This window comes from Bradyrhizobium ferriligni, from assembly GCF_056837965.1.
Map to the genome: position 1 here is coordinate 62,119 of NZ_JBXEJO010000049.1, position 11,333 is coordinate 73,451.

General features: G+C 65.1%; 11 protein-coding genes. 6 read left to right on the forward strand and 5 right to left on the reverse strand.

What is annotated here, in order from left to right:
• Positions 1–265: 265 nt before the first annotated feature.
• On the reverse strand, positions 266–1,711 hold the full coding sequence (locus AC1VNY_RS27015) for a DASS family sodium-coupled anion symporter (RefSeq protein ID WP_482407484.1): 1,446 nt from the start codon (positions 1,709–1,711) through the stop codon (positions 266–268).
• Positions 1,712–1,934: 223 nt separating this feature from the next.
• Between AC1VNY_RS27015 and aat the strand changes: the two genes are divergently transcribed.
• Complete coding sequence (gene aat, locus AC1VNY_RS27020) at positions 1,935–2,615, forward strand: leucyl/phenylalanyl-tRNA--protein transferase (RefSeq protein WP_038388320.1); 681 nt, start codon at positions 1,935–1,937, stop codon at positions 2,613–2,615.
• 109 nt (positions 2,616–2,724) lie between these two features.
• On the opposite strand, the gene AC1VNY_RS27025 is transcribed toward aat, so the two are convergent.
• Positions 2,725–3,738 carry a DUF2155 domain-containing protein gene (locus tag AC1VNY_RS27025; RefSeq protein WP_482407485.1) on the reverse strand — a complete coding sequence of 338 codons (1,014 nt, stop codon included), beginning with the start codon at positions 3,736–3,738 and terminating at the stop codon, positions 2,725–2,727.
• A 256-nt stretch (positions 3,739–3,994) separates the two neighbouring features.
• Between AC1VNY_RS27025 and AC1VNY_RS27030 the strand changes: the two genes are divergently transcribed.
• The 4 genes from AC1VNY_RS27030 to AC1VNY_RS27045 all read left to right on the forward strand — a co-directional run bounded on the left by AC1VNY_RS27030 (position 3,995) and on the right by AC1VNY_RS27045 (position 7,689).
• Positions 3,995–4,774, forward strand: coding sequence for an SDR family NAD(P)-dependent oxidoreductase (locus AC1VNY_RS27030; RefSeq protein WP_482407486.1), 780 nt, complete (start codon positions 3,995–3,997; stop codon positions 4,772–4,774).
• Positions 4,775–4,810: 36 nt separating this feature from the next.
• The gene (locus AC1VNY_RS27035; protein WP_482407487.1) at positions 4,811–5,752 is read left to right on the forward strand and encodes an alpha/beta hydrolase; all 942 of its coding nucleotides are present in this window, start codon (positions 4,811–4,813) and stop codon (positions 5,750–5,752) included.
• Positions 5,753–5,916: 164 nt separating this feature from the next.
• Positions 5,917–7,140 (forward strand): SLC13 family permease, encoded by a 1,224-nt coding sequence (locus AC1VNY_RS27040; RefSeq protein ID WP_482407488.1) that lies wholly within the window; start codon positions 5,917–5,919, stop codon positions 7,138–7,140.
• 114 nt (positions 7,141–7,254) lie between these two features.
• Complete coding sequence (locus tag AC1VNY_RS27045) at positions 7,255–7,689, forward strand: hypothetical protein (protein ID WP_229193149.1); 435 nt, start codon at positions 7,255–7,257, stop codon at positions 7,687–7,689.
• 247 nt (positions 7,690–7,936) lie between these two features.
• On the opposite strand, the gene AC1VNY_RS27050 is transcribed toward AC1VNY_RS27045, so the two are convergent.
• Together AC1VNY_RS27050 and AC1VNY_RS27055 are read right to left on the reverse strand one after the other, a co-directional pair.
• On the reverse strand, positions 7,937–8,155 hold the full coding sequence (locus tag AC1VNY_RS27050; RefSeq protein ID WP_482407489.1) for a hypothetical protein: 219 nt from the start codon (positions 8,153–8,155) through the stop codon (positions 7,937–7,939).
• 122 nt (positions 8,156–8,277) lie between these two features.
• Entirely contained in the window at positions 8,278–9,216 is a 939-nt protein-coding gene (locus AC1VNY_RS27055; RefSeq protein WP_482407490.1) for a GlxA family transcriptional regulator, read from the reverse strand.
• A 209-nt stretch (positions 9,217–9,425) separates the two neighbouring features.
• Here AC1VNY_RS27055 and AC1VNY_RS27060 point away from each other — a divergent pair, with 209 nt between their 5' ends.
• A complete protein-coding gene (locus tag AC1VNY_RS27060) occupies positions 9,426–10,112 on the forward strand; it encodes a DJ-1/PfpI family protein (protein ID WP_482407491.1) in 687 nt (228 codons plus the stop codon).
• 372 nt (positions 10,113–10,484) lie between these two features.
• Here AC1VNY_RS27060 and AC1VNY_RS27065 read toward each other — a convergent pair whose 3' ends face one another.
• Complete coding sequence (locus AC1VNY_RS27065; RefSeq protein WP_482407492.1) at positions 10,485–10,895, reverse strand: NADH:ubiquinone oxidoreductase subunit NDUFA12; 411 nt, start codon at positions 10,893–10,895, stop codon at positions 10,485–10,487.
• Between the last annotated feature and the right edge of the window lie 438 nt (positions 10,896–11,333).

Genomic DNA, 11,333 nt, shown 5'->3' on the forward strand with positions numbered 1-11,333 from the left:
ACATCCGGTCAGAAACCCTCGCCAACGCGACCCTCGCCTGGTTCGCTCGGGCGCCACAATCGACGGGTCTTTGATCTGCTGGTCCATAACCTGCCCACGAAGAAACACGAATGAGCTCGCGCGGCTCTATGTGTCCCCTGAACTCCGCGCGCGCCACATCCGACGAAGCATTTTGAAGGCTTCTTCCGGACAAAGCGCGTTAAGAATCGGAAAGGAAAGTGCTCCTTCCCGGTCGGCGGCTGTTTCTCGCTGGATTGTGGCTATTTTACCCGATCATTTGTAACCAGGGCAACACGATCAGCAACAATCCGGCAAAGTAGATCAGGCCGAAGATCAGCCCGAATTTCCAGAAGTCGCCTTTGCCGATATAGCCGCTGCCGTAATACATCGGCGCCGGTCCCGTGGCATAGGGCGAGATCACGCCCATCAGGCCCAGCGAATACACGCAGAGCAGCATCAGGATCTGCACCGACAGGCCGGGAATGCTGGAGCCGACGGCGAGCACCACCGGCAGCACGGCGGCGGTATGCGAGGTGATGCTCGAGAAGAAATAGTGGATCCAGAAGAAGAAGGTGACGAGCAGGATCATCCCGACCAGCGGCGACGTGCCGGAGAGCGGCTTGGCATAACCCTCGGCCACCCATTTGATGAAGCCGATCTCGTTGAGGCCCGACGACAGCGTGAGCAGCGAGGTGAAATAGAAAAATACCTCCCATGCACTCTTCTCCGCGACGATGTCCTCGAACGCGATCACGCCGGTCAGCAGCATCAAGGAGATCACGACGAATACGACCGTGGTCGCGTTGATGAAGTTCGAGCCGAGCAGCGGCACGCTGATATTGGGATTAGAGCCGCAGATCCACAGGAACATCGCGAGCACCACCAGCGCCGCCATGATCCATTCGTGCCGCGAGGGCGGCCCCATCTTGGCGAGCTCGCCCTCGCTCCAGGTCACGATCTCCGGGCTCTCCTTGATCTCGGGCCGGCAGACCAGATAGCTGAGCAGCGGCACCAGCAGCAGCAAGAGGATGCCGAGCGGCGCGAAGCCGATGAACCATTGCGACCAGCCGACCTCGATGTTGACGAGCTTCTTGGCGATCGAGAGCGCGGCGGCGTTCGGCGCCAGCGCAGTCAGGAACAGCGAACTGGTGACGGCCGTGGTCGCGAACGCGGTCCACATCACGAAGGTACCGATCTTGCCCGCGGTCGGGCCGGGCTCGGAGCCGTAGATGCGCGGGATGTTGCTGACGATCGGATAGATGGTGCCGCCCGAGCGCGCGGTGTTGGACGGCGTCGCCGGCGCCAGCACGAGATCGGAGAACGCCACCGCATAGCCGAGCCCGATGGTGCGGCGGCCGAGGCCGCGCACCAAGAGCAGCGCCAGCCGGCGGCCGAGCCCGCTCTTGCGATAGCCGATCGAGAACACGAAGGCGCCGACGATCAGCCACACGGTGCTCTCGGAAAAGCCGCCGAGCATCCAGCGCAGCGACTTGTTCGGGTCGTGCTCGACATAGCCGCCGATGCCGGCGACCGTCAGGCCGATCAGACCGACTGCGCCGACCGGCATCGATTCAAGGATCAGCCCGGTGATCACGGCGGCGAACACCGCGAAATAGTGCCACTGATTGGCGTTCAGCCCCGACGGCACCGGGACCAGATAGATCACCAACCAAACCAGCAACGGCGCAAACGTTCGCCATGACCATTTCATGCAGCGTCCCCCTCACCTGTGTCGATTGTCGGGCGCGCAAGCCACCGTGTCCCGGCAGCGCCGCCATCTTTTTGTTGCAATCTAGCACGACCGCGCAGTCCGTCTCGGGAAACTGCGGCGGAACGGCGCGGCTTGTGGAGGAACCGGCGCGTTTCGTCAACACGTAGCGTCCCGGTGGCAGCCCCCATCGCAAGACCGCCCGCGCTTTGCTATCCTTGGCGCTATGACCTCACGCGACTCCGCCTCCTCCGAGATCACGCCCGAGGTGCTGCTGCGCGCCTATGCCTGCGGCATCTTCCCGATGGCGGAGAGCGCCGACGATCCGACCCTGTTCTGGGTCGAGCCGGAATTGCGCGGCGTGATTCCGTTCGACGGCTTCCGCGTCGCCTCCCGCCTTGCGCGCACCGTGCGCACGGATGCCTTCACCGTCACCGTCGATACCGCGTTCAAGGCCGTGATCGCCGGTTGCGCGGCGCCGCAGCCCGGCCGCGACGACACCTGGATCAACAAGCGCATCCGCGATCTCTATGTCGGGCTGTACGCGTCGGGCCATTGCCACAGCGTCGAGGTCTGGCAGGACGACAATCTGGTCGGCGGGCTCTACGGCGTCAGCCTCGGCCGCGCCTTCTTCGGCGAAAGCATGTTTCACACCACGCGCGACGCATCGAAGGTTGCGCTGGTGCATCTGGTGGCACGGCTGATCGCGGGCGGGTTCGAGCTGCTCGACACGCAATATGTGACCGAGCACTTGAGGACGTTCGGCGCGATCGAGATCTCGCGGCGCCGCTATCGCACGCTGCTCGACAAGGCGATCACGGGCGCGCCGGCGGATTTCCGCAAGCTCGACGCCACCCAACCGGTCAAGGGTGCCGACGCGCTGGCGATCATCGCCGAGCGCAATTGAATTAAGCCTATGCCGTAGCCCGGATGCAGCGAAGCGCAATCCGGGACAAGTCTCTCCGCGGAGAGAAACCCGGATTTCGCTGCGCTCCATCCGGGCTACGAAGTGCCGATCAGTTTCCGAACAATCCGCCGAACAACCCGCCCGGCCGCTGCTGCTGGGGCGGCGGAGGTGGCGGCTGCTGCTGATATTGCGGCAGCGGCTGCGGCGGCGGACGCGGCGCGGCCTGCTTCTGCGGCGCGCGCTTCTGGGCCGGCGGCGGAGGCGGCGTCGGCGCCTTCGGCGGATCGGGCGCGGCGGTCACGATGGTCTGGTCCGGTCCTTTGCAGTCGGTCAGCCAGATGTCGTAGATCGGATGCTCGACGCCGTGCAGGCCGGGGCTCGCCGCGAACATCCAGCCCGAGAAGATCCGCTTCACCTCGCCCTGCAGCGTGATCTCGTCGACCTCGACAAAGGCATCGGTGTTGGCAGCTTCCGTGGACGGCCTCGTGTAGCAGGCATCGGTCTTCACCCGCAGCGCGCCGAACTGCACGGTCTCGCCGATATCCTCGTCGAAATTGATGATGCGTCCGGTGATCTTGTCGAGACCGGAGAAGCTCGCCTTCTTGTTGGTGATCTTGGTCGACGGCGGCTCCTGCACCACCTCGTCGCCCGGCTGCAACGTGGCAGGCGTCTGCGGCGCGGTGCCCTGAGGCGCGCCCTGGGGCGTCCCCTTGGGACGCTGCCCCGGCGGCAGCGGATTGGCACCGGGCGGTGTGTTGGCAACGGCGGGACCGCCGGGTTGCGGCGGCTGCACGGCGACACCGGGCTGGGTGCCCTGCGGAGCCACCGTCGAGCCGGGCGGCGGCGCCAGCGGCTGCGACTGCACGCTGCCAGGCGGCGGCACCGCCTGGCCTGGCGGCAGCGCCCGCGGCTGTGTCGGCAGCAGACGGCCGCGCGGCAATTCCGGCACTTCCTCGTCGTCGTCGCTGGGAGGAGCCGGCTGACCACGCGGGATCGAGCCGGGCGGACGCGGCGCGGGATCGGAGAAAATCGTTCCGATCTGCGCGCGCGCGGGCGGCGCAAGCGAGATGGTTGAGGCGGCAACCAGGGCCGCAAAGCCAGTCAGGGCAACGGTTCGAAGCATCTCGCGCGGCTTTAAAGGGCGAATCGGGCTCGCGACAGTCTACCTTGATATCGGCCGCTCGCAGGCCACCGGTTAACACGCCGAATACGGCGGGGAAAGGGCACCCGGCCACCTCTCCCCGGCCCACTGGGCAGCCTCTGGTCACCCTCTGGTCACTCCTGGGAACACGTGTGATAGTCCTCACGCTGAAGGCACGCGGCCACGCGTGAAAACCAGGAAAATCCGGATCGAACCGGACCAGCCAGAGGAAACCCACATGCCAGATCGCATCAGGCTCGACGGCAGGGTCGCCGTCGTCACCGGGGCTGCCGGCGTCATCGGAACCGCCACGCTCCAACTGCTCGCCGAACGGGGTGCGCGGATTGTCGCAGTCGACCGCAAGGGGGCCGACCTCAAGGCCGCCACCAGGGACCTGCCGGCCTCGGCCGAGGCCTTCGCGATCGAAGCCGACGTCACCGACGAGGACGAGGTCAAGGACTATGTCCGCGCCGCCGTCGACCGTTTCGGCACCATCGACGCCTTCTACAACAACGCCGGCATCGAGGGCGACATCAGGCCGATCCCGGAATATTCGCTGGAGAGCTTTCGCCGGGTGCTCGACGTCAACGTGGTCGGCGTCTTCCTCGGCATGAAGCATGTGCTGCCCGTCATGCTGAAGCAGAACAAGGGCAGCATCATCAACACCGCCTCGATCGCCGGCCTGATGGGATCGCCGATGATCGCGGTCTACAGCGCCAGCAAGCACGCGGTGATCGGGCTGACCAAGAGCGCGGCCTGGGAATGCACCGGCACCGGCGTGCGCGTCAATTGCGTCTGCCCCGGCATGATCGAGAGCCGGATGCTGAGCACGATCCTGCAGGGCCGCTCCGGCGGCAACGCGCCGCCGCCGATCGAGAAGATCGTCGACCGCATCCCGGCGCGCCGGCTTGGCCTCGCAAGCGAGGTCGCCTCCATCGTCGCTTTTCTTGCCTCCGACGAGGCGAGCTACGTCTCCGGCTCCGCCTACACCGTCGACGGCGGCCGCACCGCCGCCTGACATTTCAGTCCAGCATCACAAGAAGGTTTGTTGTCTATGCCCGTCGTTCTCGATCCCGATGCCGCTGCCGTCTACAAGGCGTTTCAGGAGGCCGGCCGTCCCGCCTATGAGACGCTGACCGCGCCGGAAGCGCGCGACTATTACCGGGCCGCCCGCGTCGTCTCCAATCCCGAGCCGCCCGCGCTGCAATCGAGCAAGCCGCTCGCGATCCCGGCGCCGCACGGCACGATCCCTGCCCGCATCTACACCCCGAACACGCTGCGCAAGAAAGACGGGCTCGCGCCCTGCCTGGTGTTCTTCCACGGCGGCGGCTGGGTGATCGGCGATCTCGATACCCATGAGGTGGTTTGTCAGAAGCTTGCCCATGAGGGCGAGCTGATCGTGATCTCGATCGATTATCGCCTCGCGCCCGAGCATCGTTTCCCTGCCGCGGTCGACGACGCCGTGACCGCGACCCGATGGGTCGCCGCCAATGCCAGGGATCTCGGCATCGACGCCTCGCGCCTGATCGTCGGCGGCGACAGCGCCGGCGGCAACCTCGCGGCCGTGGTTGCCCTCACCGCCCGCGACGGCGGGCCGAAGCTCGCCGCCCAGTTACTGATCTATCCCGCGACCGATTTTTCGCGGAAGCATCCCTCGCACCGCGAGCCCGAGACCAGCATCCTCCTGACGCATTCGGTGATCGGCTGGTTCGCCAACCATTATCTCGGTGACGCCGACAACAGCGACTGGCGCGCCTCGCCGGCGCGCGCAAAGGACTTTGCCGGATTGCCGCCGGCCTATGTGCTGACCGCCGGCGCCGATCCGTCGCGCGACGAAGGCGACGAGTATGCGAAATTCCTCAAGGACGCCGGCGTGCCGGTGACCTATCGGCATTTCCCCGGCCAGTTCCACGGCTTCTTCACCATGGGCAAGCTGCTCAATCAGGCCAATATCGCGGTGACCGAGATCAGCGCCTGGCTGAAGACGCTGGGCTGAGCAATCGGACCCGCAGCGACGTGGCTGGCGTCGTCCCCGATCAAGGTTCGCGAGCGCATCGCGAGCCTGTTGCGGCGTTAGCGCGCCTTGAAGTTCCCCACGCCGCGCGATAGTGCCGCCGTCAGCGCCTCACGCCGCCGGGCACTCCAGCCATCGAGATCGTCTTGCTCACGCCACTCCTCGTCTACGGTATCCCGCTCGATTTCATCCTGTTCGCGCTGACGCTGCTCGGCGTCGCGATCTTCCATCACCACACGCTCGCGGTGGCGCTGACGGGCCTTGCCGCGATCGTCGCCTACAAGCTGCTGTTCGCGGGCTTTGCGAAATTCGGCGCGGGCCTGCCCGGTCTCGCGCATCACATGGAGCATGAGTGGGTCACGCTCGCCAACCTGTTCCTGCTCCTGATGGGCTTTGCGCTGCTGTCGCGCCATTTCGAGGAGAGCCGCATTCCCGACGAGATGCCGGCGCTGCTGCCCGATGACTGGAAGGGCGGACTGATCCTGCTGGTCATCGTGTTCGTGCTGTCGGCCTTCCTCGACAATATCGCGGCCGCGCTGATCGGCGGCACCGTGGCCCGCCACGTGTTCCGAGGCCGCGTCCATATCGGCTATCTCGCGGCCATCGTCGCCGCATCGAATGCCGGCGGCGCCGGCAGCGTCGTCGGCGACACCACGACGACGATGATGTGGATCGACGGCATCAGCCCGCTCACCGTCGTGGAGGCCTATGTCGCAGCGATCGTTGCGATGCTGGTGTTTGCGGTGCCGGCCTCGCTGCAACAGCACCGCTTTTCCCCGATCGTGAAGGATGCACCGTCCGGCCTCAGAATCGACTGGGCGCGGGTTGCGATCGTGGCCGTGATCCTGCTGGCCGCGCTGACGGCCAATGTGACGGCCAATCTGAAGTTCCCCGCGCTGCTCGATGCGCTGCCCGTGCTCGGGCTCGCGGTCTGGGCCGCGATCCTGGTCACCTCATTGCTGCGGCGGCCGGACTGGTCGGTGATGCCCGAGACGCTGAAGGGCACTGTGTTCCTGCTCGCGCTGGTGACGGCGGCCTCGATGATGCCGGTGGAGAAATTGCCCGCCGCGTCGTGGCAGACCGCGCTCGGGCTCGGCTTCGTCTCGGCGGTGTTCGACAACATTCCCCTGACCGCGCTGGCGCTGAAGCAGGGCGGCTATGATTGGGGCTTTCTCGCCTACGCGGTCGGATTCGGCGGATCGATGGTCTGGTTCGGCTCGTCGGCAGGCGTTGCGGTGTCTAGCATGTATCCGGAAGCCAAATCGGTGGTCCGCTGGATCACCCAGGGCTGGCCGATCATGGCGGCCTATGTCGTCGGCTTCTTCGTGATGCTCGCCCTGCTTGGCTGGCACCCCGACGCGCCACATTGACGCAACACAATGCTGCAGTGCACAATTGCACTTGCCTCAAAACTGTGGAAAATCGAGACAAATCCGTTGACATTGCTAAACTCCATTTGCCGTAACAAGTTATGGAGAGTCCGCATGAGTGTTAGTGCAGAAGTCCTCGCCCGCGCTCCGTCGGAGCAGATGGAGGACGAAATCAACACGGTGACTTCGCATCGACCACGCAGCAACATCCGGCCCCTCTCGCCGATGCCGGACTATGTCGAGCATCGCAACGGCGTCAACGAGGTGGGCAAGCTGTCGGCCGAGGCGGTCGTGCGCGAATATGAAGCGGCGGTGAAGGAAATCGAGGCCCTTGGATCGGAACTGCAACTGGCCGCCAAGAACTGCGAGGTCATGGTCGCAGGCGTCCACGACATGATCGCGGAGATCAAGGAGTTCGCTGCCGGTTACCGCGATCAGGGCAAGCGCTTCTTCCTGCAGATCGAAGCCGTCTCGTTGATGACCGCGGAGGTCAGGGATACCTGCGAAGCACTCAAGAAGAAGATCGCGACCGATACATTGGGCCAGTGATTTTTCGGTTGAAGCACGTTTCGTGATCAGCGCATCCGTGGATCTCTGCGATCGTGGGCTGATCCTGTATTGGTGAATGACTGCGCTATTCCGGCGCGGCAGAACCGTTAGTTCTATTCAAGACCAAGTCGCTCAAGACTAAGTCGCTCAACATCTTGCCCCGCTTCGGCGGGGCATTTTTTGTTGCGAGACGAATAATCCCTGCGCGGGTCGCGCCCTCGAACGGGCCGGACCTCGGTCCATGACCTTAACGCGCGTCAGCTGCACGCCCGGCGATGTCCGTTGCCGGAGGCAAATCGGATATCGCGGACCAGCGGTCGCTGAAATCCTTGGCCGGGAGCGCGTCCGTGCCGGCGACGACAACGCCGTCGGTCCGGGGCGCGTGCGACTTGATGGTCGCGGCGGTTGCGGTGACAGCCAGCAGGGCGACAGCCACGAACCCGGTAATCGTTCGATGCTTTGTCATTAGAACCTCCTCGGGTCCCCAATGCCCACTTAACGTGGGTCACGGGAACCCTCGCCAGGTTCATCACTGCAAAGACGACATCGATCGCGTGAAATCGGACAACGAGCTTGTCCCAAACGAGCCTACCCCGCCCGCGCGGCACGCCGCAGCGATTGCGGCGGCTGGCCGAAGGCGCGGATGAAGGCGCGGCGCATCCGCTCGGGATCGCGGAAGCCCGTGATCTCGGCGACGCGCTCGATCGCCTCGCCCGACGACTGAACGCGCTGCCGCGCGACTTCGATCCTCAGCCGCTCGACCGCTTTCGACGGCGTCGTGCCGGTCTCCGCGATGAAGGCGCGGGTGAAATGCCGCGAACTCATCCCGGCTTTGTCGGCGAGGTCCTCGACCGTCAGCGGCGCATCGAGATGCTCGCGCGCCCAGGCGAGCAGCGGCCCGAACCGGCCGTTCGGCGTCTTCAATTCCAGCAGCGAGGAAAACTGCGACTGCCCGCCGCTGCGCCGATGGTACAGCACGAGCTGCCGCGCGGTGCTCTGCGCGATCTCGTCGCCATAGTCCTCGGTGATCATCGCGAGCGCGAGGTCGATGCCGGCGGTGATGCCGGCCGAACTCCAGATATTGCCGTCGCGGACGAAGATCTGGTCCGGCTCGAGCTTGATCTTCGGATAGGTCTTCACGAAATGCGGCGTGCGCTGCCAATGCGTGGTGGCGCGGCGGCCGTCGAGCAGGCCCGCCTCGGCCAGCACATAGGCGCCGGAGCAGACGCTGGCGACGCGAATGCCGCGGCCCGCCATCCGCCGCACGAATGACAATGTGGCTGGACAACTCGCCGGCGTGCGCACGCCGTTGCCGCCCGCAATGATCAGCGTCGTGATCGCCGCCGACGGCTTGAGGCCGCGCGCAAGCATCTCGACACCGGACGAAGAGCGCACCGGTCCCGCCTTCACCGCAATCGTCCTGATCGCCGGCGCGGCGTTGGCGAAGCGCGCCGCGATCTCGAAGGCCGCGATCGGGCCGGCCGCGTCGAGCAGCTGGAAGTCAGGAAAGATCAGGATGCCGATCATCGCCAAATCCTCGCGGGTGACGTTACTTTCTTGGCGGCCCTCTCTCGGGAGACTTGCGTCTCTCAGGAGCCTTGTCTCAGGAGACTTGCTTCTCTCAGGAGACTTCCCTCTCTCAGGAGACTTGCGTCCGAAAATGAGGGAAATACGCCATTTTGGACGAGAGGCCATCATGACATCGTGGTTCCGTCAAGCGCTATTTGGAGGCCCCGATGACCGAACCCCTGCAGATTGGATTGCTCGTCTTCCCGAAGGTGACCCAGCTCGACCTGACCGGTCCGCTGCAGGTGTTCTCCTCGGTCCCCGGCGCCAAGGTGCATCTGATCTGGAAATGCATCGAACCCGTTCCGACCGATTCCGTCATGGTCCTGACGCCGACCACGACCTTTGCCGATTGCCCGCAGCTCGACGTGATCTGCGTGCCCGGCGGCTTCGGCACCGACGACATGGTCGGTGACCAGGACATGCTGGCCTTCCTGCGCAAGCAGGCCGAGGGAGCGAAATACGTCACGTCGGTCTGCACGGGATCGCTGGTGCTCGGGGCGGCCGGCCTGCTCAAGGGCTATCGCGCCACCACGCATTGGAGCGCGATTGATTTCCTCTCGAGCTTCGGGGCCATTCCGACCAGGACGCGCGTCTGCGTCGACCGCAACCGCTTCACCGGCGGCGGCGTCACCGCGGGCATCGACTTCGCGCTGACGCTGGTGTCGGAGCTCGTCGACCGCAAGACCGCGGAAGCGATCCAGCTCAGGCTCGAATACAACCCGGCCCCGCCGTTCAACGCGGGCTCGCCGGATACCGCACCGGCCGAGATCCTCGCGTTCATGAAGGAGCGGATCGCGCCGTCGCAGGCGCGCCGCGCCGAGTTGATGGGCCGTGCCGCGGCTCGCCTGCCCTGACCTGATCGCCGCAAAGAAAAAGGCCGCCCGGTTTCCCGAGCGGCCCTTCCTGTCTCACGGTAGCCTCACATTTGCGGGCGATTTCAGGACGTCTGTACCGGGGGCCTATCTCCCGGCCGCATCCAACTCGGAGGCCGCTGCATATCGGGACAGTCGCGATCTGGAGCCCGATCCGACGCGATGGTTTCCCATCTCCGTAAGATGACCCTATTGAGCCGCGAACCCGTCCGCGGCGCAAGCGGGCAGCATCGGCTGCGGCCCATCTGTCCCCGCTGTTACCGTTGTTCACAGGTGCGCGCTTGCGCTGTCGGGCAGCGTGCGCTGCACGCGCGGCGTTGCGCGCGTGCAGGTCAGAACAACAATGCGTGAAAGTCAGCTTCCTGGCGTCCAGGCGTGATAGTCGCCGGTTGCCTTGGGGCGGCGGCCGCTCGCCAGCGTCGAGCCGGACGGACGGTAGGCCTGCGCGGTGCCGGTCAGGTTCGGCAGATGCGGCTTCTCCCATTCCCGCGGCGCGTAGTTCTGCTCGGTCGGAGGCACATCGACGGTGTGATGCAGCCAGCCGTGCCAGCCGGCCGGAATGCGCGAGGCTTCGGCGTAGCCGTTGTAGACCACCCAGCGGCGCTCGAAATGCAGCGTCGGATCGATCTCGCCGCCCTTGGTGCGGTAATAGCGATTGCCCTGTTCGTCCTCGCCGACCAGTTCGCCGAATCGCGACGTCCACAATTGCGTGCCAAAGGTCTGGCCGTTCCACCAGGTGAAGAATTTCAGCAGGAATTGTTTCATGCGTGGCCGGTCGTCGGTTCGAGGCTATGCGGCTCTGATGCCACCTCATTCCCCAAATGTCCAGCCGCCGCCAAGGTAGCCCCGCACCCTTCGGACAGCCCCCGGTTTATGCGCCCGTTTGGCGACCAAATGACGCGCTCACGAGGAGTTTTGTTCAGCTGCCATACATGAGCCGCCGGCTACGCGAAGATGACCCACAATCAATGTGGAGCACGGGAACGTCCGACCGCAGAGATGGTTAGACATTCACCGTTTTGATGGAGTCCAAAATGATCAATATGAAGGTTCTGAGCACCGCCGCGGCTCTGGCGCTTGCGCTGCCGTTGGCTGTGGCGCCGACCGTTTCGTTCGCCCAGTCTGCCGCACAGATGGGTGCGATGGGCGGCGGCGGCGGCCACGTTGGTGGCTGTCTCTTATACACCTCTCCGAGCCCACGAG

Coding starts and splice junctions, on each gene's coding strand:
- AC1VNY_RS27060 (WP_482407491.1), top strand. CDS start 9,426: ATGACCGAACCCCTGCAGATTGGATTGCTCGTCTTCCCGAAGGTGACC.
- AC1VNY_RS27065 (WP_482407492.1), bottom strand. CDS start 10,895: ATGAAACAATTCCTGCTGAAATTCTTCACCTGGTGGAACGGCCAGACC.
- AC1VNY_RS27015 (WP_482407484.1), bottom strand. CDS start 1,711: ATGAAATGGTCATGGCGAACGTTTGCGCCGTTGCTGGTTTGGTTGGTG.
- AC1VNY_RS27045 (WP_229193149.1), top strand. CDS start 7,255: ATGAGTGTTAGTGCAGAAGTCCTCGCCCGCGCTCCGTCGGAGCAGATG.
- AC1VNY_RS27025 (WP_482407485.1), bottom strand. CDS start 3,738: ATGCTTCGAACCGTTGCCCTGACTGGCTTTGCGGCCCTGGTTGCCGCC.
- AC1VNY_RS27035 (WP_482407487.1), top strand. CDS start 4,811: ATGCCCGTCGTTCTCGATCCCGATGCCGCTGCCGTCTACAAGGCGTTT.
- AC1VNY_RS27030 (WP_482407486.1), top strand. CDS start 3,995: ATGCCAGATCGCATCAGGCTCGACGGCAGGGTCGCCGTCGTCACCGGG.
- aat (WP_038388320.1), top strand. CDS start 1,935: ATGACCTCACGCGACTCCGCCTCCTCCGAGATCACGCCCGAGGTGCTG.
- AC1VNY_RS27050 (WP_482407489.1), bottom strand. CDS start 8,155: ATGACAAAGCATCGAACGATTACCGGGTTCGTGGCTGTCGCCCTGCTG.
- AC1VNY_RS27055 (WP_482407490.1), bottom strand. CDS start 9,216: ATGATCGGCATCCTGATCTTTCCTGACTTCCAGCTGCTCGACGCGGCC.